We start from the raw sequence: 22,695 nt of genomic DNA on the forward strand, positions 1-22,695 counted from the left end.
ATCATTAAAATAAAACAGCCCACCGATAGCCTGGTGGGCTGTTTCAAATACACTTGCATTTTCGGTTTTCAAGTTAGCTCCGAACCCGGCCTGTTGATGAGCCGGTAATCAACTCGGCTTCAAGCATAACCTTGGGAGGCACAGCTTCCCCCTTCTTCAGCCTGAGCACATTCTCAAACGCTGCCCTGCCCATCTCCTCCTGCCTTTGTCTCATATGGGTGAACAGAAATCCCCCTGTGTACTCGGGACTATCAAAGCAGACAATCGAGATATCCCCCGGTATATTCATCCCGAGTTCACTTGCGGCCTCATATGCCAGTTGGGCGATGTTATGCTCAAGCGCAAAAATGGCTGTAATCTGCGGATGATCTTGGAGATGGCGTTTGATTCTCTCCTTCTCCCTAAGCTTATTCTCTGGAGTGAAGGCTGTTGGCAGCGTAGCCATGATCTCTTGAATCCAAAGCTCGCGGTCCACCACGATTCCGCTCTCGGCATGCGCCTGTATAAAACCCTCGATACGGTCTTCAATCGCTGTTGTGTCCTGCGGCGGTGTCGTTAACAAAGCGATATGGCTGTGCCCAAGCTTAAATAAATAATTGATGAGCTGTCTGGCAGCTGCTGCATTGTCGGTGCTGATAGAACTTGCAGAGATGCCTTTCAGATGGCGGTCAAGCAGAACGAGCGGATATCTGTCAATCACAAGCTTAAGGATCTCGGCATTGAAATATTCGCCTTGGGCCGGGAATATAATCAAACCATCAACACCCAGTTCCAGCAGTCCTTTAATCGCTTCTTCTTCCCGGGCCGGTTCACCCAAAGATCTTCTTAGAACGAGGTACGCATCATGGGTCCGGGAAGCCTCTTCCATGCCATAAATTAATCCCGTGCCATAACTGTCGCCAAAATCGGTCATCACAAGCCCAATCAGCAGCTTGTCCGCTTCCCTGCGTCCCTTTGTGCCCAGAAGATAGCCACTTTGAGAACCTGCATCAGAATTATCTTCGGCTACGAAGGAACCCCTGCCCGGCTGGCGTACGATAATCCCTTCCTGGGTAAGCAGTTCCAGCGCCTTCTTGCTGGTAATCCGGCTAACTTTATAAATCTCACCGAGCTCCTTCTCGGAAGGTATCCGTTCTCCCGGCTCATATTTGCCAGAATGGATTTGATAAAGTAAATCTTCAAATATTTGTTCATACATAGGTTTCGAGGATGATTCATGAGACACAATAGGCACCTCCAAAAACAAAACACGTCATCTGACATTCGTTTGTTTTCTAATTTACTATAATGCATATAATAACATATCATGATATATACATTTTGTGAATAGGAAGGCCCTCTTATACGTTTAATGTCCCCGAAGCAGTCTATTCACCGTCTCCCGCCGAACCCCGATTAACTGGCCGATCTCTTCTTGCGTCAAATATTCCGTTAGCGGCACACCATGGACATAACTGTTCAGCCATTTAGTCAGCAGCTCCAGCCTTTCCGCAGGCGTTCCTACCGTAAGGTGGTCCAAACGCTCCTGCATAAAGCGGACCTTGGCCTGAAGCAGCTTGGCAACCTCCAGCGCCTTTTTCGGGTCCTCCTCCAGCTCACGATACCACTCTTCGGCCACAATGGGTTCCACCTCACTGGTTACTAAAGCAATGGCTGTCCCATGGGTATCTTTCGGAGATATCAGAGAATGATGAGGCACTGTTTCTCCGGGATACAGAATATTGAACAGAACCATGTTCCCGTTCTCATGCAGACGAGTAACCTTGAAGAGACCGGTCTTGATTTTGTACAAATAAGCCCCCTCGTCACCTTGGTGGAACAAGATCTCTCCTTTGTGCAAAATCATGACAATCTCCCCTTATCTCTAACTTTATGCCAGTCTTTCCTTCACAAATCTGCCCACATTGTCTATAGCCTGATCGGCTTCGGGCAGCAAGTAAGCGAGAAACTGGAACACACTCCACATATTGTCCCATATTTCCAGCTTGACATCCACCCCAGCTTCCTCAGCCCTTTGCTGAAGCCTTGTCGCATCACTCAGCAGCACCTCCCTGCTCCCGGCCTGAACCAGCAGCGGAGGCAGCCCATAAAGCGGCATCCGAAGCGGTGACAATATTTCGGGGGCCGGGCCACCCCACCCCTCCATATATAGCTCTGCAATTCTCCGGTTCCCTTCCAGACTGCCAGTGAGGTCTGCTGCCCTGTTAGTTATGTAGGACTCCCCATCCAAATGAATCAAGTCGGTATGAGGAGACATCAGAAATGCTCCTGCCGGAAGCTCCTCGTTCCGGTCACGGAGAGTGAGCAGAGTCATTAAAGCCAAAGTTGCACCGACAGAGTCACCGCCAAAGACCATGTTATCCGCAGAATATCCTTGGTTTCTCAGCCATCTGTAGGCCTTAAGCGCATCCTCATTGGCCGCAGGGTACGAGTGCTCAGGAGCTAGCCTGTATTCGAAGGTTAATACTTTAATCCCGCTTGCCCGGGATATCCGGGCGGCCATATCCCGGTAATATTCGCATGTGCCCGCAGCAAAGCCACCCCCATGGAAATAGAGGATGGCCTGATTGTCTGCTGTGCCTTGGCCAAGTATTTTTACCCATTCGCCGGTTAATCCACTTACAAGTATTTTTTCAACGTCCAAATGGTCTAACTGGGGAATTCCCTCAGGCCGCCTGGACATTGCCTCTCGCAGCTGCTTAACGGGTCTTAGCGGGTTATAGTTCTGTCTAAGATGTTCAATAACGGCATTCAGCATTTCAGGATTAGTGCGGGCTTCGGTCATTGTCTAACTACCTCCTACATGTATGATTATTCCTACTGTAGGACCTGTAGTCAGGTACAAGGTCAAGGCCGAATTTCCTGCTCCATACCCAGAACTTCAAGTACCTGCTGAATTTCAGGATGTTTATGTACGTCTTCCAAGCTAGTTCTTAGTTGTATCAGCATATTTATCGTATTCTGCTGTTTTGCGATCTCTGACTCAATGCTGTTCACTTTTCTGTCGATTAACGCTATGAAGTCATCAATTCTTATGCTGTCCTTGCCTGCCTTCAGGGCTTTCCGGATTTCCTTTAATGAAAAGCCGCATTCTTTGGCGTTCTTGATAAAAGCGAGCCGGGTTAACACCTCCTCCGAATACAAGCGGTATCCGGATTCGGTTCTTGAGGGGGTATCGATAAGACCATAATTCTCATAGTATCTGATGGTCTCCATGTTTAATTGTGCCATTCTTGCTACTTCTCCACGCAATAATCCACTCAATCCTAGATCCTCCCAACACTCTTATTAGCATATATTCCAGTTTATCAGGTTTGCGGTTTAAAGTTAGCTATCGACTGCCTTTGAGCTTTGATCTTCTCTTTATTCAAAAAAGACAGCCTAAAAAGGCTGTCTTCTTCTTAGTCGGTCTTCAGCACGGTCTTTGGCGGCTCGAAGCGTGTCCTCCACGCCTCGTAGCTGTGTACAGCCACTCCGGCGAAGGACTGATGCTTATCCCCCAGATCAACCAGCTTGTCCAGCTCTTGGTCAAGCACTGCCTCCGATTGGGCATAGAAGGATACACCTTCCCCTTCCTTGCTTTGGGCCAGCTCAACACCAACCCATACCTTCTTCTCCTGTCTGTCCGCCTCTTGCAGCAGATGTTCGGAAATATCATAGATTTGAGAAGCTTTGTCCCGGTAAGCCATAATAGCCAAATAATCCAGCTTATTGACCATCCATTCGCTCATCGGCTGTTTCCCGTTGCCGTTGGGATTATTGATCCCATTCAGCCAAAAGGGAACTGCCGCACCAACGGAGAGCCCTGCCTGCTTACCACTGTCGCTCCACGCTCTCATATTTCCCATCCATTCCTGAAGCACGACCTTCCGCTTGCTCTTCCACTGCTTGAGCAGATAAGGCTCCACGTCGAATTGGACTCCTGCGAACCGCTCCTCCGGTTTGGAGCGGCTGTTGTAGCCCTTCACCCAATCAAGAAACTCATCCGCCTCAGCCCTGTGGTCATATAGAGCCCAGCCAGGCCTTCCGTTCAGGGCGTGCACCTGAATCTTCTCTTTGGCTGCCTTGGAGATAAAGCTGCGGTACTTGTCCTCAGCCACATTCTCCCCAATCTGCAGGAAGATGACTTTTACTCCCTGCTCCTTGGAGAAAGATACGATATCATCGGCTTGATGAACAATCAGCCCCGTATCCCAAAGCCAGGTTGATTTCGTCTTCGGTGCGGAAGAATGCTTGTTCAGGAAAGGAATGAGAACGATCAAACCAATGATGACAGCCAGGAGCGCCATAATCCAACCCTTATACTTCATCATCATTTGACCGCCTCATCCCTTCTTGTCCAGTTAGGTTATACAATCAGGGCTGGCTCATCCTGCAGGGTAACCTGTTGTACGGAATGGCCAATTTTATAGATGTGCGGGTTGGAGAATGCCTTGAAAGCATTGCGGGTGTCGAGAATTGGCACGCCCAAGTTTGCAATATCGCTGTAATTCAAATCGCTATGGTTGGTGATCAGAACGATGCAATCATACTTCTTGAAGCTCTCCAGATCATAGGCAATGCTGTTCACTGTTCCGCCGACTTTATCACGGAAGCTTGTTGCATGCGGATCATAGTAGCTTACATAAGCACCGCTGTCTTTGAACAGTTCATAGACTTCAAGCCCTGGTGATTCGCGAAGATCCGCAATATCCGGCTTGTAGGCCATGCCAAGAATCAGAATGTTGGATTTTTTAATCGACTTAGCATACTCGTTCAGGATCTTCGAGGTCTTGTTCACAACATAGTATGGCATGTTGTCATTCGTAGACTGAGCAAGTTCAATAAATTGGCTGTAGAAGCGGAAGCCCTTCGCTTTCCAAGACAGATACATCGGATCAAGCGGAATGCAGTGGCCGCCGATGCCAGGACCTGGATAGAACGGCATGAAGCCGAACGGTTTTGTTTTTGCCGCGTCGATAACTTCCCAAATGTCGATGCCCATGCGGTCGCACATCATGGCCATTTCGTTGATGAAGGCAATGTTGACACTGCGGAATGTATTTTCCAGCAGCTTAGACATTTCTGCCACCTTTGGTGAAGTTACAGGGACCACGGTCTGGACATATTTACTGTAAAGCGCCTCGCCCAGCTTCAGGCAGGCCTCAGTTGTTCCGCCGATAACTTTCGGCGTGTTGAATGTATTAAAGCGGGTGTTGGATGGATCCACCCGTTCCGGGGAGAAGCAGAGGAAGAAATCTTCACCCACAACATGACCCAGAGCTTCCAGCTCATGCTGGATCAGCTCTTCCGTCGTTCCCGGATAAGTAGTACTTTCCAATGTAATCAGTATGCCTTTTTTCATGTACTGTTTGATTTCGTCCACTACAGTCACAATATAGGAGGTATCCGGATCCTGATTCTCACTAAGCGGTGTTGGTACGCAGATGCTGATCGCGTCAATTTGCCGGATATGGCTGTAATCAGCCGTCGGCTTGAACCGGCCGGAGGCGATTACTTCCGCTAGAGTTTCATTGGAAATGTCGTGAATATAAGATTCTCCACGATATAGTTTATCAATCTTGGAGATATCCAGATCAATACCGATGACATGGAATCCCTGCTTAACCATCTCTACGGCAAGCGGCAGACCTACATAACCCAGTCCAACCACACCAAGTACGGCATTCTTCGATTCAATAGCACCCAATAAGTCATGGTATTCTTTATTCACAATCTCTCAGCCTCCATTTTATCTATTTAGTGTATTTGGGATAAATCCGCTGCTTAACCTTCTTAGTTAAAGCAACGACGAATCCTTGCATCCAGTTCTACGGGCGAGAATGGCTTCGTAATATAGTCTTCAACTCCACTTTGGAAGCATTGACTAATGGTCTGCTCGACCTTCTGCTCTGTCAGAACAACAATTTTCGGGGACTTGCTTACATTCATATTTTGAATATGGTTAATGTAAGGCAGGCCATCAATGCCATATAGATTGAGTTCGGTAAGCACCATGTCCGGCTTCAGCTTCTCAATCATTTCGAGTGCGGATAGACCGTCCTCGGCTTCATACGTTTCATATCCCTGCATCTGCAGGCGAATTTGAAGAAATTCACGGATCGTCGCATCGTTATCCACGATCAGAATACGGCTGCGTGCGGCTTTTACTTCTTCTTTGGAGAAGATGTGAATGTCGCCGGTTACGCTCCTCTTTGCGGACTCCGCCATTTGCTTGAGAACCGATTCTGTTGGTTCTCCTTGTTCAGGGAAGCTGGCCAGGGTAATGCGCGGATCTAAATCCGGCAGGGTCTCCTGAAGCCGCTGCTTAAGCAGCAGCCCTTCAAAATGTACAGCATCCAGAGTAAGTCCCGGCATAATAGCAGCTAAAATTCCCTCTTCATTATTCCAAACTTCAAAGGAAAGATCAGGCTGAGACTCCAGTATTCCACGAACCTGGGCTTCCAAATGTGCAGGACCGTTCGCGGAATACAAGAATAACACTCCGCATACCTTCTGTTTGGCCGCTTTCACCCAATCCTCGATGTGCTGGTATAAGTTCTCTTGAATACCCGTTTGGAGCGTTGCCGTATTGGGCATTTCAATTCCCACCTTTCGTAAAGTTTGAATTTATATTGATTTATTGTCGGCATCACATCCTTCCCGTCAGGGGAAGCGTTGTTAATTATGCACTGCTCGGGGTTTCGCTTTTCTCTTTCCAGCTCTGCCTTGTCATAGCTCCCCATGAGTTATTGTTCTGCAGGTACTGGATATGCCCCTGAATACGCCACAATGTCCCGAGCTGGGAGTATCCGAAAAATTTAAATGCCCCGTAAAACAGCATTTTGAACAAGTCGGAAATCTTGGTGAAGCGTTTGAAGGCAAGCTCCTCAAGCAGCAGTGCTCCAATGCTGAACAAATAACCGCTCAGGAAGTTAATCAATCCGAACACCAGCAGAATCTTCCACTGAGTCATATCCAAGGCCACATAACCTGCAAGAGCAAGCAGACCGGTAAGCTTGAAATAAGGGTTCAAGGCTTCAAAAATAATGTTGTATGGCATGGTCAGAAGACCCATGACTTTATATTTCGGATTGAAGGCCATGTCGTAGTTCTCGATCATGTTCTTCAAGTTACCGCGTCCCCAGCGCTTGCGCTGGTTGGAGAGGATATGGTACGTGTCCGGAGCCTGTGTCCAGCACACGGCCTCGGGACAGAAAGCGATCCGGTAGCGGAGCTTGTTCTCCAGCATGTACCTGTGAAGCTTGATAATAATGTTCATATCCTCGCCCGGGTAACCACCACGGTAGCCCCCAACCGCAATGACATAGTCCTTGCGGAACAGTCCAAACGCACCGGATACGATGATCAGTCCATTGATGGAGCTCCATCCGATCCGGCCGCCCAGAAATGCCTTGAGATACTCAATCGCCTGGAACATCGGCCACATCTTGTTAGGCAGGGAGAAGTCCTTAACCTGACCGTTCTCAATCAGACATCCATTGGCAATCCGGACATCTCCGCCGATGGCCACAGTCTCCTCCGGATTCTCCATGTACTGTCTGGCCATCCGGATCAAGGCGTCCTTCTCCAGAAGGGAGTCCGCATCAATTGAAGAAATCAGCGGATAATGGGACAGGTTGATTCCGGCATTCAAGGAGTCAGCCTTTCCTCCGTTTGGCTTATCAATTACAAACAGATGCGGATACTTAGGATTGTGGTAAACCCCGGTAATTGCCTGACAGTCAATGGAGTTTCTCATCTCGGGATTGGCCATCTTCTCGAGCTCGAACTCCTTGACCAAGACGCCTAGTGTGTCGTCTTTTGAACCATCGTTAATGACAATAACCTCATAGTTCGGATAGTTGAGAGTCAGCAGACATTTTACATTCTCAATAACGGTAACCTCTTCGTTATAGGCTGGTACCAGCAGCGATACTGCAGGCACCAGTTCCGAACCGGACAGTGTGTTGTATTTCGAGTAAGCCGATCTCCTGAAGATGTTCATAATGTTCTTAAACGAAAACGCCAACACTGCAAAGTACAAAGCATTTACCGTCATTACATAATAAATTGCAAACAATCCATAGATCAGCAGTATATCTCTAAGCAGAATAATCCCCTCCAACCGCTGCCACTTTGCGCACCGGTTTGCGTTCGGTTACACCGAAATACCGGTCATAAAGCAGCCTTTTTTTGTTGAAGGAAACCATCTGATCCACCGCATGATGATCTGCTCCTTCACTCATCACCTTCTCAATATGGAAGAGCGCTGTCTCCCGCTCAACCCCGGAACCTCGCAGAGCCGTTTCGCACAGAATCTCAAATCCTGTCTCACCAAGCTTTGCCAGGCTCTCCGCACTGTTGTTGCGAACCCACCAGTTTTCGTCACGCATAGCGTTTCTCAATAGTGGAATGCTGCCTGCCGCATGAAGCGAGCCAAGGGATTTGGCGATGGCCGCGCGAACTTCCCAGTTATTGTCCGACATAAGCTGCTTAATTGTCTCATCCTTCAGAACCGGATTAGAACTTAAGTACAGCTTGACGGCTTCGGCACGCACATCCTTCTCTTCGGCGCCCACAAGCTTATCAAGTGCCGGAATCACCTCAGGGACAGCTTGTCCCCACATTGCAACGAGGGCAACCTTAACGAAATCCGGATTTCCGTCTTCCAGGAACTGAAGCAGCAGCTTGCTGGAATCCAGATCCGTCTCCAGCAGCACGTCCGCAGCCAGATTATGAATCGGCTTGCCGTGACGCAGCATGAGGGTCAGCATTTCCTTAAGCTGGTCCTCCTGCTTCGCCGCCTTGGCGATGGCCCGTCCAAGTATAATTGTCAGCGGGCTGTACTTCTGTTTCCGCAGCATCTGGAGCAGACGAGGCACAGCTTCATGTGCCCGCATATTTCCCAGACGATAGGCCGCTTCGACCCGGCGTCCAAAGAACAGGCTCTCAAGCTGGTCCATCTCATCCTTCACGAAGCCGGCTCTTTCACACAGTTCAACGAGCCTGTTGCGAAGCTCTCCCTTGAACTGCTCAATCAATTCGGCCAGTTTATCCTGAATGACCCTTCTCTCCAGTGGCGCCAGCTTACCTGGCGGCACCGGAAGTTCACTGTTCTCGTGAAGGTGGGATTGGATAAATTTGAAATAATCCTGATGCTTAAGACGGTAATGCTCTTTCATCTTGAGCATCTTTAGGTGCTTGATTTTCATATAGAATAGGAGTGCAATTCCCAGTCCAATCAATCCGAGGCACACATAGACAAAATAAATAGCCACGGTGACATGTGAAAACATAATGCAATGAGACCTCCTCTATAAGTTCGTATTTACTGTGCTACTTGTTCATTTTTGAATAAACATCCTTCAGGTCGTAGTAGCCGGATTTGAGGTGTTCGGTGTACTCTACGGTCTCCCATGGATTCCACTTATAGATCGGCTGGTCTTTCAAATTCAGCGTACTTGCGCTGCCTCCCGGCCAGGATACCTGCTTCGTGCCGCGGTCAACAATCCACGGAACCAAGGTAATTCCTGCCGTTTTGGTCGTTGAGAACGTCCGGCCTTTCTTTAGCGGCGAATAATCGATGACCTGCTGTGAACTCGGATCTGCGAATCCAAGCAGCATCCATGGAATGCGGAGCTCTACCTGCTTACCGCTGTACTGCCATGAAGTCAGTGAATCGAACTGCGCACTTTTGCGGTCTGAAGTTCCTCTCTTAAGTGTCCCAACTGTCTCATCCTGGAATGGATGTGATGAGCGTGTATCCGGTGGCGTCATGGTCAAGCTGACGGCAAGCTTCCATGGCTGGAAAGCTTTCTGCTGCTCACCCTTCAGTTCTGGAAGCATCCAGTATCCATACTGCCCATACAATCTGCGATGGAAATCATAAGAAGGAGCAATCTTAACCTGGGTCTCATTGTCCTTTCCGATCACAATCAAATTCTCGAGCCCGTCACTAAGCTTTTTGTTCGGCAATTCCTTAACCGGTTGATCGCCACCGGGTTCCGTATCAGTCCCCAGGTACAGCAAGGATTTTTGCGGATCAAAATCTTTGTCCAGATCAAGCCCGATATACACATAGGCTTCATCATGAGTGACTCTCATGCGGTTGATTCCCGGTACAGTCTTCTGCCACTCCGTAACCTGTTCCTTCGGAAGCGTGTCCCAATCATCCAGTTTGCCGTCAATAATAATTTTGTCGGACTTGCCAGACCCCATGGAGACCACACCGAACTGTTTCTCGTTCGTCAGGACGTTCAGCCAGTAAGAGCGCCGGTCAGCCGGGATTTCGAAGCGCATGGTATTCCATGTCTTCTTGAACCATTCATCCTGCCACATAAACAGAATAGCTCCAGAGTAGCCTTCATCATAAATATCCTTAGTGAGGGAAGCATTGATCTCACCCTGCTCCTTCTCGTTGTGCCCGCCCTGATTGCGTCCTCCAGGACCAAGATGTGACACCCCCAAAGAGGAAGGTACACCATACTCTGTAACCATAATCGGAATATCCTTGTAATAAGTTTTGAGCTTGCGCAGATAGGCCTTGTAAGTGTTGAATCCGCCCTTCCCGTCCGGAATCGTCTCCAGCGTCTTATCCAGGTGGAAGAAGTCGGGATAGTACGGATACACGTGATATGCCGCGAAGTATCCAGCCTCCCAATCTACCGGTTTAACGTGAGTTGCATCCACACTGACGAGATCCTCTTGGAATAGGGGCTCACCCGGATGTTTAAGCACGTCGGTGGTAACCCAGTTCGTGAAAGTAACCGGATGCTCCCATCCATAACTTTTCTCTTTGGTCGCCGCCCGGTCGAGCATGCTCGCAAGGAAGCTTTCAAACGGGCTTGCATCCTTGGTTGCGCTGAAATACTTGCCCTGATACGGGGCTTGTCCGGCATGGACCTTATTGGTGTTCTCCACCATCTCCGGATCCCACTCGGTTCCAATATGCCAAGCCATTAGATAGGCACCGGCATTCGTTGTGTACTTGCCCCCAGCAAATCCCGGCTTAACAGGAATATCCAAATCCCCGTAAACTGCACTTACCGCCTTGTCGATATCCTCTTCAAAAGCTTTCGGAATACCGCCGCCATAAGCATCCTTGGATTCAATCAGCTGCTCCTCCTGGGAGTATACTCCCTGAATGAAGTAGAGCGGATTCTCTCCCTTATCGCGGTTGAATTTAACTAAAGACGTATAAAACACGGGATTATGAATCGTATAGACCCGAATCACGTTGGCGCCCATATCATGAATCTGTTGAAACCATCTCAGGTAGTCCTCTTCTGTGGCCGGAAACTCACCGGGGAAATGCCCGGGTACGGTGGCCCCTAAGTTGACGCCCTTAACAAAAACTTCCTTCCAATTGCCCTTTCCGTCGTACCTCAGAAATTTGTCTTTCGAGGTTTGAAACTTCATTTCCGCACCTTCCGAGGTAGCGTAACTTGTGTGGGATGGAGGAAGATACAGGAATACCAGGGAGGCTGCCCCTCCAATTAGGATAATTCCTAACGTAATCCATAGAATCATTCGTTTCCGCGCTAACTTTGACATCGGTATAAAACCCTTTCACCTCGCTATTTTTTTGTATGCAGGCGATCTTCATAGTATGGCTCTTCACACCTCCACTCCCTGTCGATACCTCTATGATTAACCAAGTGAACTCATAAAGTAACTAGGCGGATGGAAGCATTTTTTTTCGGGACTTTCATGAAATTTCCACTCCATTACAAAACATGTTTACAGATTTAACTGAAAAGGAAACGGAGTTGGAAGAGCCGCCTCGATCAAAACTTTAATTAACCTAATGATTGAGGTTTCCACTGATGAACCGCGCTGCAACAGTGCTTCCTGCAGTTCCGTCATATTTTAACTTAAATTTTTGTAATATTAAACGCTAAAGATATATCGAAGTTGCACTTTTTCTTACATTGATTTCCAAAGTGGTTACAGAATTGATACCATAGTCTCATCCAAAAACCTCATAAAACCGCACTGCATCAACATTTATTAATTTTTGGAAGGTTACAAAAAAGGTAACATAGACCTAATCTAGGTCTCCTGGTTGCTAGCCCTCTTCCCTTCCCTTAGAAATCCGGGACTCCCTCTCAATAAAACAGCCTTTTTTCCTAGGATCAGACTACCTAATCTTCTTTTTTATGTAAAAATTGTTAAGCTTGCTGCCTTTGTTGCCAATTTGCTTATTCCCTGATTTCCCTTGATTCGCCATGATTTCATTCATTTCGACAGGTTCTGGATGGCATCCAAACTGTTGAAAGGGACGTGCCGGAGACATGATGAAGAGGTGACACCGCCTTTTAGACTAGATATCCGTTCGTTAAAGAGTGAAAGATCGTTAATAAAATTGTCAATAAATCCATAAAATCTAATAAATGTAAATTAACTCTCTAAAATGTGACAAAATCGTTAAAAGCCGAACTTCTCAAATCCAACTTTTTTTAAAACAAACCTGTTACATAGAAAAAGAGGTCGCCCTCTAGGGACAACCTCTTATTTAATTCAGGACACTTTGTGCCATGAGTCACTTCTAAGCGAACCAATCCTCAAGATTTGAGACGCCCTTCAGCCTGTCATAGGCCTCTGGAGACAGCTTGCCGCCGCCCTCCGCCTCCATGGCAAGCCACAACGCACCAACTACTGGCTCCACCTGTAATCGCACCACAGAGGCACCAGGAGCTGTCTCTTTTACATATTGCCGTATCTGGTCAATGATAATGTCCCCCTGACCACGGGCAAGAACGCTGCCGGCCAGTACCACATCAAATGATTCCTGCTCCATGCCAAGACGTTTGATCACCGCACGTGCCGATTTGCCGAGTTCAACCCCCTGGAACCTGAGAATTTCCCCTGCAACCTCATCCCCCTCCGAGGCAGCCTGAAATACAAGCTTAACCAGATGCCTTGGCGGTATGCGGTCATGATCCATATAATCATCCACCATCTCCTGCACTGACTTATAACCTAGCTCCTGAAGCACCAGTTCTGTAAGCCGGGTGGGCCTCTCTCGACCATCCCAAGCCCTTACAACAGACCGGAAGGCCTCGACTGCCAGCTCGCCCCCTCCTCCGTAATCCCCATATTGATAGGAGAAGCCGCCGCATTGATAGGTGATGCCCTCGGGGCTGCGGCCCGCACTGTTCGTTCCTGTTCCACAGATAAGTACAACACCATAAGGGCGGGTTGTGCCCGCCCGCAAAGCAATAATCGTATCACAATTCAGATCATAACGTTCAAATCCCAAGCTTCCAATCAGCGGCCTTAAGATTCGATAGTCCGCCTCTCTGTCAGCTCCAGCAAGCCCAAAATAGGCAAAGCTGATGTCCTTCCTCGTGAGATTGGCCTCCTGCAGCGCCATTTCTACGGATTCCGTAATATTGCGCTTGGCCTCTTCGTAATCGACCTGATGATTTCCGTTGCCGCTGCGGCCCTTGCCAACAACTACTCCCTGCTCATCCGCAATCAGCGTATAGGTTTTGGTTCCTCCCGCATCCAATCCTAAGTAATATTTCAACTCATTCACTCCCAAGCGATAGATAATCTTCTATGCTTGATCTCTGGAGGGCCTGGCTGTCGACTCCCGTATAATAAGCTCCGGATCAAGCTGGACTGTATGGTTGCGCTTGGATGAGCCTCTGATCATGCCCAGCAGGAGTTCCACGCCAAGCCGGCCAATCTTCTCCGCCGGTTGACGGACTGTGGTCAGCATAGGACGGAACTCTGAAGCGATAATTTGATCGTCAAACCCGACTACCGACACATCGTTCGGAACCCGGATTCCCGCATTTTTAAAGGCATCCATAACCCCAAGCGCTATATAGTCATCTGCTGCAAAAATAGCTGTAGGCAGGTTACCTGATTCGACCCATGCGGATGCGATCTGGTTCCCTGATTTAATCTGGAACATCCCCTGCTCCACGGCAAAAGGGGTTAACCCCGCTTCTTCCATAGCTTGGCGGAAGCCTCTCTCCCGCTCCCGGCTGCTCAGGAAGAACTGCGGACCTGAAATATGGGCAATCTGCTTATGCCCAAGCTCAATTAAATGACGGGTGGCCTCATAACCACCCTTGAAGTTGTCGACAATGACCGACGGAGCAGAGGTGCCCGGCTGCTGGTTGTCGAGCATTACAAACGGGATATTCCGCTTCTTCAGCTCAAACATGGACTCATCCTCCTTAATCGGAGAGAGCATAATTACACCGTCAACCCGGTCTTCCTGGAGCATCAGCCGGTGCATCGACTCTTCCCTGCCCGTCACAATCGACAGGGCCAGAAAGTATCCCTGCTCCTCCAGCCGGTCACTGATCTCCTTAACTACTGCATCGAAGAAGGAATCGTGCAGGGTCGAGAGCGACAGGCCGATAATGCCTGTTCTTCCCCGGGCAAGACTCCGGGCAGCAGCATTGGGCTGATAATTCAGTTCCTTCATCGCCTGAAGAACCTTATCCCGGTTCTTCTCCCGGACTGATGGGGCATTATTTAACACCCGGGATACCGTCACAACGGATAACCCGGACTTTTTAGCTACATCAAAAATACTTACTTTCATACCGCAAACACTCCTATCCGCACTTTCGAGAATCAGATACTCCTACCGTATCACATTCTACTCTGCGGTAACAAAGAAAAATACAAGCGGCTGAGGAAGAAAATATTCTTTTCGTTCCCCAGCCTGCTCTTCCATTATTTATTTACACGATCCAGCAGCTTCTTAAGCTTCTCCTGAATGACCGGAAGAACATCCTCCACTTTCTTCTCGCCATTCTCTACTCCAGCCAGCTCGTTAATGAACAGTTCATTGATTTGGGAATAATTGTCCATCAAATGGTTGTAAGATTCAAATCCGTATTTGAATGCACCTTCATAAACCTGTTTGATCTGTGCCGGCTCGATACCTTCGAAGCTTCCGTAGTACTTCTCGGCAGCCTTCTGGTTCACCGGCGGATTACCTCCGGACAGCTCGATGGATTTCTCCTGAACTTCCGTGGTGATCAAATATTTAATCCATTCGAGTGCCTCTTTCGGATGTTTGGAATCTTTCAGTACAAAGAGCGGGTCAACATATAGAACGCTGCGGACTTTCTCGTTCGGACCTTGTGGTATAGCGGCTACGCCCACTTTAAAGTTAAAGTTGTTCGATGAAGCCAGACTCCAGGAGCCCACCGCTGACATTCCGATCTTGCCGGACAGGAACGGATCTCCGAATTGTCCAGAGACGGATTTACTGAATGCTGGTGTCGGGGATACCTTCTTCTCCCAAATCAGACTGTAAATTTGCTTGTAGGCATCGATAACATTCGGTTTATCCAGATTGATCTGGGATGGCTTGCCTCCGTTAGTCCAGGTGTCTTCCGAATATACGTCAGCCCCGAAATATTGAGGCCGCTGGTCTCTTTCACCCCAGCCGAAGTCAAGACCGTACTGGGCTTCCGCCAGGTTCTTGGAATCTACAGTCAGCTTCTTGGCATTCTCCACCATCTTGTCGAACGTCCAGCTCTTGTCCTCATAATCGGTTGGCGGATAGGCTACCCCTGCCTTATCAAACAGGTCTTTGTTGTACAGCAGGACGGAGACGTAGCTGTTAAGAGGAATACCATAAGTCTTGCCGTCCACCTTGTAGATATCCATCAGGTTCTCCGGAATGTTGTAATCCGAAGCCTTGAAATCCTTCAGGTAAGGGGTCAGATCCGCCAGCATGCCCTTGTTGTAATATTCCATAAAACCGCCATAGCCCCACTGAGAAGTTACATCCGGGCCATTCTTGGCTGCGATGGCAGACTGCAGCTTGGAGTCGAACTGCTCATATGGCGCCTTTGTCACTTTGATCTTGATATTCGGATGCTTCTTCTCAAAATCAGGGATTAGCTTCTCTACAAAAGTCCGGTCCGGAGAGTCAATCGTGTAGTGGGTAATCGTAACTACACCGTTCTCTTCGGCTGATTTGCTTCCTCCACCGCACCCCGCAAGCACGGTTACTAATGACACACATAAAATTGCGGACAACCACCTTTTCTTCATAACCCAAACCTCCTGAATTTGTGTTCTCGTTTCTTTTTTTGTAACCCAGGTAATACCCAATCCAGGTAATACCCAATCTATGTGAGCAGTTACTTGATGCCTGTAAGTACAATTCCTTCCACAAAACGCCGCTGCGCGACTGTGAAGAGCACAATGATGGGCAGGGACGACAGGATGGAAGCTGCCATCAGCAGGTTCCATGGCGCAAGCCGGAACTTCGATGACATCATGGAAGCGAGTCCGACTGGCAGGGTGAAATTCTCCTGGGAATCCAGGTAAAGCACAGGTGTGAGCAGGTCGTTCCAGTTCCAGATGAACGTAAAGATCGCACAGGTTGCAAGCGCCGGCCCAGCAAGCGGCAGCGTCAGATTGGCGAACAGCCTGAACTCGCTGCAGCCGTCCATACGCCCCGCATCGTACAGTTCATTCGGAATCGATGAGAAGAACTGGCGCAGGAGAAAGATCATATAAGCTGAACCGAAGAAATTCGGCAGGATCAGCGGGAGCAGCGTATCGTGCATGCCCATCTTTGTAAACAGCAGGAACTGTGGAATCATGATGGCCGGATAAGGCAGCATCAATGTGCTGAGTACGAGCATAAACATCAGATTGCTGACCTTCGTATGATATCTGGCGAACCCGAAGGCAACCAGTGAGGAGGACAGCAGCGTTCCGATTACAGCCAGCACCCCAACGATCAAGCTGTTCATATACTGCTGCCCGAACTTAATTTCTGTATTTGTGAACAGCTCCGAGAAGTTCTCCCAAGCAAAGGTCTGAGGAATCAGCGTCGGCGGAAAGGCCAGCATTTCCTTCGAGTTCTTGAGTGAAGTGGTCACCATAAACCAGAGCGGCGCCAGCATAATCACCGTAACCAGAAGCAGGAGAATGAACCCGATAATCCGGTTCCAGGATAACGGTCTTCGCTTGGACTTCACCGGAACAGGAGCCGGAGCGGCAAGATTGATCTGTTCCATTAGTTCTTTCCTCCCTCATAATAAACGTACTTATTCGAGGTCTTCATGATCAGATATGTCACGATCATTACCGCGATCAGAAGCAGCCAGGCCATTGCTGAGGCATAACCATAACGGAAGTTCTTAAAGGCGTTGATATAGATGTTGTAGACGTAGAACCAGGTCGAGTAGCTAGGCCCCCCCTGGGTTACCGTATAAGCCTGGGTGAATACCTGGAATGACTCAATTATCCCCACGATGAACTGGAATAAGAATACCGGGGAGATCATTGGAAAAGTAACCGCCCAAAAGGTCCGCCACCGTCCGGCCCCATCCAGCTTAGCCGCTTCCAGAAGCGATGCCGGCACACCCTGCAGCCCTGCGAGGAAGATAAGCATGCCTGTTCCCATTCCCCAAAAAGACATAATAATCAGCGCCGTCATAGCATATCTGGCATCCAGCAGCCAGGCTATAGGCTCTACACCGAACCATGACAGCACGTAGTTGAACAGCCCCGCCTGCGGATTGAACACCCAGAAGAACAGCAGGGACATGGCCACCCCTGAGATCATGCTCGGAAAGTAGATAGCCGTGCGGAAGAAGCCCTGCAGCGGCACCTTCTGGTTAATCAGAATCGCTAGCAGCAGAGACAACGTTAAAGTGAGTGGTACACTTACAAAAGTGTACTTCAGAGTAACGCTGATCGAATTCCAGAACTGCTCATCCTGAAAAAGCTCACTGAAATTTCCGAATCCGACCCATACCGGTTCATGAATTACATCATAGTCCGTAAAGCTGTAATACAGTGACGACAGGATCGGGTACAAGGTGAGTACAATAAATCCGATGAGCCACGGAGAAATAAACGCATAGAATGAGCGGGTTTCTCTCCTCCTGATCTTTCCTGCCATTTTCTCTGAACCCCTTTCTTAATTTAAGTTAAAGCGCTTTAACTTTTTGGAGAAAAAAATATATCCCTCTCCTATATTTATATAAAGCGTTTTCATTAGTATATTCGACATTGCTGGAAAAAATCAACACTAAATAATTTGATGCGCTTTAATTTTATGTTAAATTTTTGTCATTCCAATCCCCTGCTGCCTTCTTACATACCAAAGAACAGACAGCGAATTCGCCGCCTGTTCTTAATTAAACCGCTCAAACCAATAGGATCAAAATATATATTTTGACTTAAGCATGTTATTTATAATGCCCTCCAATTTTTCGCGACCTCTCCAGTGCCTGGCCTGATGAGGTTAAAGATGCGGCTCTTACAATAGCCGCGCTGCCGTACTTGTCCTTGATGGAGTCCGTGGCCCTGTTCAGAGCCTGGACTCTCTCCAGATCCTCAAAGAGGCTCAGCTGGTATTCTTCATCGCTGACAAGCTGACTGAGAGTTACCCCGACCTGACGCACCGGCATGTGATCCCAGTGCTTGTAGAACAGGGCTTTCACTGCCCGGAATACCGTATTCGTATCATTTGTCGGATCGGAAATTTTCATCTGACGCGAGAACCCCGTCGGGTCCTCATAAGGGCTGCACATGCAGTTCACCGACACCACCTGGCCCATATATCCCTTCCGTCGGGAATCCCGGCATACCTCCTCTGTAATTTCCAGCAGCACCGTGTTAATATGCTCTTCCTGGGTATAATCCTGCGGAAGGGTCATCATATGGCCGATAGACTTGGGAGGTGTGTTGAACGTAGCCGGTGTCACTGGAGAGTCGTCTATGCCATTGGCTGTTCTCCACATTACCTCGGCATGGATATCGCTCTGTTTGCCAAATCGTGCCCGGAACTTCTCCTTAAGCCTGGGCAGCGGCGTTCTGGCCACATCCCCGATCGTGTACATCCCAAGGCTCAGAAAATGGTTTCGCATCCGGGAGCCTACCCCGAACATTTTATTCACCGGCTGCTCCCACAACGTCTTGGCCAGCTCTGCCTTATTTAGAACGTAAATGCCGTCTTTATTTTTCTTCGCCCACATATCCGTGGCTGCCTTGGCCAGCGTCTTATTCGAGCTGATTCCAAAGCGCACCCGGACTCCGGTTTCCTTAAGCACCTTCTGCTGAATTGACCAAGCCATCGTATAAGGATCTCCAAAAATCCGAAGACTTCCAGTCACATCCAGGAACTGCTCGTCAATGGAGAAGATCTCAACCAGATCAGTATACTGCTCGTAAATTTTAGTGATTTTAAGGGAAATATCAATATACCGCTGCATTCTCGGCTTCACTACAACCACATCAGGACACTTCCTAAGCGCCTCCCCAAGCCGCTCGGCCGTAGTTATTCCATAGCTCTTGGCAAGAGGACAGGCCGCCAGAATAATACCCGATCTGCGGGTCGGATCCCCGGCGACAACCAAAGGGCGGTCCTTATAAGCATCATGCTCGGCTTTCTCCACACTGGCGTAGAAGGATTCACAATCCCCTAGCATAATAACCCGTTCAGCTGCTTTCACTTAAACGCCACCTCTTCCAGGTAGAAGATTACGCGCCTGTCGATCTCTGCTTTGGCAAAACCCCACAGCATGGAGAACTCATATTGATACCCCCGGCATAAGTACTTTGCCTCAAGCCCAGCCCGGGTGCGGTGCTGCTCATACACCTTAATGCCATGCTGACGCATCTGCTGCCGGATCTGGGCCAGCTCGCGGGTGATCCGGGCCTGCAATTTGCGCAGCACATCCGCATACAGCTCAGGCAGCTTGAAGGGGCTTGCGTCTGAGGAGATCAGCCTCAAATCCCTCTCCATCAAATCGAGAATCAGCGGCAGCAGAACATGCTCCTTCACCCAATCGGCCTCTTCCTCCGTTCTGTAAGGAACCGGCTTCATAAGACAGGACTTCCTTCACCTAAAGCCGTATGCTCATCCGTATCTTTAATCCGTTTATCATCCGCCGGACTGCTGCACGTACATTCATTCATCAACTATTCACCACCGACAGGAACGTTTGTTCTTATTATATTCATAATACGAACAAATATTCCCCGTGACAACAGGTTATTATTGGGCTTTCATCCTTGAATAGACTATACTGGACGGACCTTATTGTTCTGTAAGAATTAGCGGCCCGTCTGCGGTAACCGCAATCGTGTGCTCATATTGGGCAGACAGCTTGCCGTCCGCGGTCCGGGCCGTCCAGCCATCCTCATCGATGGTGATCCGGTACGTTCCTTCGTTGATCATCGGCTCCACGGTGAAGACCATGCCCTCCTTCAGACGGATGCCTTTCCCGGCTACGCCAACATGCTCGTAATTAGGCTCTTCATGCAGGGAACGGCCAATGCCATGCCCCAACAGGTCCCGGACCACCGAGAAGCCGTTGCTCTCCGCATGCTTCTGAATGGCAGACACCACATCCCCCAGCCGGTTACCCGGGACAGCTTGTTCAATGCCCAGGTACATACATTCACGCGTAACCCGCATCAGCTTCCGGGCAGCTTCACTGACCTCTCCGACCTCATAACACCAAGCCGAATCTCCGAACCAGCCGTCACACTCTACCACGATATCAATCTTCGCGATATCGCCTTCCTTCAGCGGCGTAGGCCCTGGGAAGCCATGAGCAACAACATCATTGATGGAAGCACAGGTCTCTGCCGGAAAACCATTGTATCCTTTTGTGAACTGCTTGCCTCCCAGCTTAATAATATGCTTGGCAACCATATCATTAATCTCCGCAGTTGTTATTCCAGGGGCAATCACCTTGGCAATCTCCCGGTGGCAGTCAGCCACAATTTGGCTAGCTCTACGTATAGCCTCAATCTCTTGCTTGGATTTCAATACAATCACAGTTCATCTGCCCCTCTCGTCTTGAAGCCCGCCAACAGCAGCTTCACAATATCTTCCTCGTTCATCTCATCCGAAGTCCCATACACCAACAGTCCGGCACACCCGACCAGACCGGCGATCATCAAAGCGGCTAGCTGCTCCTGCCGTTTAGCTTCGGTTCCCGATTTCAGGGCCCCGGCTATCGGTTTAATAACCACCTGTCTAAAGTCCTCGGCCAGTTCCCCAGCAACTGGAGCCGGAAGTTCCCTAAACTGCTCGCATCCGAGCTTATAGAGAACGAATAAAGTCCGATCCTTGCCCCACCTTCGCAGCAGGACCGTGCAGTAGTCATTGATCGACGGGTCTTTCCCGCTCAGATACCGCCCGGCAAGCTCAGCCGCTTCATTCAGTCCTTGTCTGAGCAAATCAGCCAGTAGATCAAATTTGTTCTTGTAATAATGATATACCGTGCCATATCCCAGATCGGCCATGGCCGCCACATCGCGCATTTCCATATTAATGCCTTTGAGCACATAGGAATTGGCAGCGGCTTTCATAATCTGCGCCATACGGCGGACACGAATTTCCTCATTCTGTGCTTTCGTGCGGGGTGTCATAACGCATCTCCCCCTTTATTTTTTGACCTACAAACATGTCAATATAAAACTACTCCTTTTTGTTGAAAAAAGCAACATGTTGTTCGGCCATTTTTTTTGCATAAAGGGAGGGAAGCAAAGGTTCGGCTTACCAAAAGGAAAATATAACAAAGCAAGCCCTGTGCTAAAGAGCACCGGCTTGCTTTAAGAAACGGCACCACTTGATCACCTGCAAAAAACATAACAGGAACTTGAGCAAAAAAATCTCTTGCCTGAGCCTGAATCCCTGATCATCCGGAATACTCCCGGACATACGGCAGCGTTCCAAACCGCTTTTTAACTTGTAATTTTTTTACTTGTAAGTGTTATGTTCGGTCTTATGAAACTTCTCGTTGTCCGTGTGCAGGGCCTCTTTCCTGCGGTCATTCCGCTTCTGCTGGAACTGCTGGGCCTGCTGGCTGGTGACAGGGGTCGTTTCGAGATCTTTTACCGTGTTCATCAGATTCTTGTCCGGCTGAATTGGGCTCATCATGAATTCCTCCTTAAAATACGCAAGATGCAAAGACGTTGGATACACATCAAGAGTAATACATCCTCTATTGTTGCAGGAATTGATGGTGGCTATTCACAGCGAATCCGCAGGCTGGAGGTCTAATATTATAAACATAGCCAGCAGCCCCACCAGGTGATGTCACCTGACAGACTGGACGGTCACTGGAGATGATGATCTGTTTGCGTTCTTCAAGCAGCGTGTTGAATGTACATAAAGACCTCCCCTGCATGGCTCCTTGCCAGCTAAAAACGGAGTACCATCCTGGAAGCAACTTTACTGAGCTTCTTTTGCATGGACTCCTTGCCGGCCAAGAATGGAGTACCGTCTGGCAGCTACTTTAAGCTACTTTAAAGCGAACGGAAGATCTCTCTGAAAAAAAGCAAACAAGCTGTCACCGGTGACAGCTTGTCGCACTAGGAATGGGAGTCGGCTGTTACCGGAACATCCCCCACAGCTTGATCAAATGAAACGTATTCTTAGGATCGATTTTCTGGATGATCACGAACTGCACCATCTGGTGCTCCTGAGCCGCGGTCAGCTTCTCGTTCAGAATCACCGCTGAGGACTTCACAAGCCTATGCACCTTGGCCGGGTCCTGTAAGTCGGCCTTCGTGAGGTTCTCCGTCAGCTTCTTTATGCGGTCCTTGACCGCTTTATTCTTCATCTTCAGCTTAACCCGCTCCACCAGCTGCGGGTTGATGCCGTACTGCTGATAATTCAAGCCCCATCTCACCTCCCGTGCTCCTGATCTAATATATGACGGCAGGCAGTCTTCTAGTGCAAAAAAATTAGAG

21 protein-coding genes are annotated in these 22,695 nt (G+C 48.9%); all 21 read right to left on the minus strand.

Annotation, left to right across the window (positions count from 1 at the left end):
- Nucleotides 1-73 precede the first annotated feature (73 nt).
- On the minus strand, nt 74-1,225 hold the full coding sequence (locus tag KJS63_RS02800; RefSeq protein ID WP_244862471.1) for a GntR family transcriptional regulator: 1,152 nt from the start codon (nt 1,223-1,225) through the stop codon (nt 74-76).
- A 123-nt stretch (nt 1,226-1,348) separates the two neighbouring features.
- Nucleotides 1,349-1,846, minus strand: a complete 498-nt coding sequence (locus tag KJS63_RS02805; RefSeq protein WP_213617861.1) for a Crp/Fnr family transcriptional regulator — start codon at nt 1,844-1,846, stop codon at nt 1,349-1,351.
- A 24-nt stretch (nt 1,847-1,870) separates the two neighbouring features.
- A complete protein-coding gene (locus tag KJS63_RS02810; protein ID WP_213617862.1) occupies nt 1,871-2,785 on the minus strand; it encodes an alpha/beta hydrolase in 915 nt (304 codons plus the stop codon).
- A 62-nt stretch (nt 2,786-2,847) separates the two neighbouring features.
- Nucleotides 2,848-3,264, minus strand: coding sequence for a MerR family transcriptional regulator (locus KJS63_RS02815; protein ID WP_148449276.1), 417 nt, complete (start codon nt 3,262-3,264; stop codon nt 2,848-2,850).
- A 137-nt stretch (nt 3,265-3,401) separates the two neighbouring features.
- Nucleotides 3,402-4,316, minus strand: coding sequence for a hypothetical protein (locus KJS63_RS02820; RefSeq protein ID WP_213617863.1), 915 nt, complete (start codon nt 4,314-4,316; stop codon nt 3,402-3,404).
- A gap of 32 nt (nt 4,317-4,348) precedes the next feature.
- Nucleotides 4,349-5,713, minus strand: coding sequence for a nucleotide sugar dehydrogenase (locus KJS63_RS02825; protein ID WP_213617864.1), 1,365 nt, complete (start codon nt 5,711-5,713; stop codon nt 4,349-4,351).
- Between the two features lie 62 nt (nt 5,714-5,775).
- On the minus strand, nt 5,776-6,579 hold the full coding sequence (locus tag KJS63_RS02830; protein ID WP_213617865.1) for a response regulator: 804 nt from the start codon (nt 6,577-6,579) through the stop codon (nt 5,776-5,778).
- Nucleotides 6,580-6,664: 85 nt separating this feature from the next.
- Nucleotides 6,665-8,041, minus strand: a complete 1,377-nt coding sequence (locus KJS63_RS02835; protein ID WP_213618313.1) for a glycosyltransferase family 2 protein — start codon at nt 8,039-8,041, stop codon at nt 6,665-6,667.
- Between the two features lie 43 nt (nt 8,042-8,084).
- The gene (locus KJS63_RS02840) at nt 8,085-9,278 is read right to left on the minus strand and encodes a HEAT repeat domain-containing protein (protein WP_068616815.1); all 1,194 of its coding nucleotides are present in this window, start codon (nt 9,276-9,278) and stop codon (nt 8,085-8,087) included.
- 40 nt (nt 9,279-9,318) lie between these two features.
- Nucleotides 9,319-11,535, minus strand: a complete 2,217-nt coding sequence (locus KJS63_RS02845; protein WP_213617866.1) for a hypothetical protein — start codon at nt 11,533-11,535, stop codon at nt 9,319-9,321.
- Nucleotides 11,536-12,529: 994 nt separating this feature from the next.
- Nucleotides 12,530-13,513, minus strand: coding sequence for an N-acetylglucosamine kinase (locus KJS63_RS02850; protein WP_213617867.1), 984 nt, complete (start codon nt 13,511-13,513; stop codon nt 12,530-12,532).
- Between the two features lie 30 nt (nt 13,514-13,543).
- On the minus strand, nt 13,544-14,548 hold the full coding sequence (locus tag KJS63_RS02855) for a LacI family DNA-binding transcriptional regulator (protein WP_068616808.1): 1,005 nt from the start codon (nt 14,546-14,548) through the stop codon (nt 13,544-13,546).
- 134 nt (nt 14,549-14,682) lie between these two features.
- Nucleotides 14,683-16,017 (minus strand): ABC transporter substrate-binding protein, encoded by a 1,335-nt coding sequence (locus KJS63_RS02860; protein WP_213617868.1) that lies wholly within the window; start codon nt 16,015-16,017, stop codon nt 14,683-14,685.
- Between the two features lie 89 nt (nt 16,018-16,106).
- Nucleotides 16,107-16,994, minus strand: a complete 888-nt coding sequence (locus KJS63_RS02865; RefSeq protein ID WP_068616805.1) for a carbohydrate ABC transporter permease — start codon at nt 16,992-16,994, stop codon at nt 16,107-16,109.
- Nucleotides 16,994-17,884: a carbohydrate ABC transporter permease gene (locus KJS63_RS02870; protein WP_213617869.1), complete on the minus strand. Its 891-nt coding sequence runs from the start codon at nt 17,882-17,884 to the stop codon at nt 16,994-16,996. Before KJS63_RS02870 ends, KJS63_RS02865 begins: the two co-directional genes overlap by 1 nt.
- A gap of 289 nt (nt 17,885-18,173) precedes the next feature.
- Nucleotides 18,174-19,415, minus strand: a complete 1,242-nt coding sequence (locus tag KJS63_RS02875) for a DNA polymerase IV (RefSeq protein WP_213618314.1) — start codon at nt 19,413-19,415, stop codon at nt 18,174-18,176.
- A 20-nt stretch (nt 19,416-19,435) separates the two neighbouring features.
- Nucleotides 19,436-19,813 carry a YhjD family protein gene (locus KJS63_RS02880; RefSeq protein WP_213617870.1) on the minus strand — a complete coding sequence of 126 codons (378 nt, stop codon included), beginning with the start codon at nt 19,811-19,813 and terminating at the stop codon, nt 19,436-19,438.
- Nucleotides 19,814-20,026: 213 nt separating this feature from the next.
- Nucleotides 20,027-20,773 (minus strand): type I methionyl aminopeptidase, encoded by a 747-nt coding sequence (gene map, locus KJS63_RS02885; RefSeq protein ID WP_213617871.1) that lies wholly within the window; start codon nt 20,771-20,773, stop codon nt 20,027-20,029.
- Nucleotides 20,770-21,369 (minus strand): TetR/AcrR family transcriptional regulator, encoded by a 600-nt coding sequence (locus KJS63_RS02890; protein ID WP_213617872.1) that lies wholly within the window; start codon nt 21,367-21,369, stop codon nt 20,770-20,772. Before KJS63_RS02890 ends, map begins: the two co-directional genes overlap by 4 nt.
- A gap of 331 nt (nt 21,370-21,700) precedes the next feature.
- On the minus strand, nt 21,701-21,880 hold the full coding sequence (locus KJS63_RS02895; protein ID WP_148449275.1) for a hypothetical protein: 180 nt from the start codon (nt 21,878-21,880) through the stop codon (nt 21,701-21,703).
- A gap of 454 nt (nt 21,881-22,334) precedes the next feature.
- On the minus strand, nt 22,335-22,622 hold the full coding sequence (locus tag KJS63_RS02900; RefSeq protein WP_068616793.1) for a stage VI sporulation protein F: 288 nt from the start codon (nt 22,620-22,622) through the stop codon (nt 22,335-22,337).
- Nucleotides 22,623-22,695 lie beyond the last annotated feature (73 nt).

Source organism: Paenibacillus sp. J22TS3 (assembly GCF_018403205.1).
Lineage (GTDB): Bacteria > Bacillota > Bacilli > Paenibacillales > Paenibacillaceae > Fontibacillus > Fontibacillus tuaregi.

What these genes read in the sequence shown, in the direction of transcription:
- KJS63_RS02805 (WP_213617861.1), bottom strand. Translation starts at nt 1,846, where the DNA reads ATGATTTTGCACAAAGGAGAGATCTTGTTCCACCAAGGTGACGAGGGG.
- KJS63_RS02810 (WP_213617862.1), bottom strand. Translation starts at nt 2,785, where the DNA reads ATGACCGAAGCCCGCACTAATCCTGAAATGCTGAATGCCGTTATTGAA.
- KJS63_RS02820 (WP_213617863.1), bottom strand. Translation starts at nt 4,316, where the DNA reads ATGATGATGAAGTATAAGGGTTGGATTATGGCGCTCCTGGCTGTCATC.
- KJS63_RS02830 (WP_213617865.1), bottom strand. Translation starts at nt 6,579, where the DNA reads ATGCCCAATACGGCAACGCTCCAAACGGGTATTCAAGAGAACTTATAC.
- KJS63_RS02835 (WP_213618313.1), bottom strand. Translation starts at nt 8,041, where the DNA reads ATGACGGTAAATGCTTTGTACTTTGCAGTGTTGGCGTTTTCGTTTAAG.
- KJS63_RS02840 (WP_068616815.1), bottom strand. Translation starts at nt 9,278, where the DNA reads ATGTTTTCACATGTCACCGTGGCTATTTATTTTGTCTATGTGTGCCTC.
- KJS63_RS02845 (WP_213617866.1), bottom strand. Translation starts at nt 11,535, where the DNA reads ATGTCAAAGTTAGCGCGGAAACGAATGATTCTATGGATTACGTTAGGA.
- KJS63_RS02855 (WP_068616808.1), bottom strand. Translation starts at nt 14,548, where the DNA reads ATGAAAGTAAGTATTTTTGATGTAGCTAAAAAGTCCGGGTTATCCGTT.
- KJS63_RS02860 (WP_213617868.1), bottom strand. Translation starts at nt 16,017, where the DNA reads ATGAAGAAAAGGTGGTTGTCCGCAATTTTATGTGTGTCATTAGTAACC.
- KJS63_RS02865 (WP_068616805.1), bottom strand. Translation starts at nt 16,994, where the DNA reads ATGGAACAGATCAATCTTGCCGCTCCGGCTCCTGTTCCGGTGAAGTCC.
- KJS63_RS02870 (WP_213617869.1), bottom strand. Translation starts at nt 17,884, where the DNA reads ATGGCAGGAAAGATCAGGAGGAGAGAAACCCGCTCATTCTATGCGTTT.
- KJS63_RS02875 (WP_213618314.1), bottom strand. Translation starts at nt 19,415, where the DNA reads ATGCTAGGGGATTGTGAATCCTTCTACGCCAGTGTGGAGAAAGCCGAG.
- KJS63_RS02880 (WP_213617870.1), bottom strand. Translation starts at nt 19,813, where the DNA reads ATGAAGCCGGTTCCTTACAGAACGGAGGAAGAGGCCGATTGGGTGAAG.
- KJS63_RS02890 (WP_213617872.1), bottom strand. Translation starts at nt 21,369, where the DNA reads ATGACACCCCGCACGAAAGCACAGAATGAGGAAATTCGTGTCCGCCGT.
- KJS63_RS02895 (WP_148449275.1), bottom strand. Translation starts at nt 21,880, where the DNA reads ATGATGAGCCCAATTCAGCCGGACAAGAATCTGATGAACACGGTAAAA.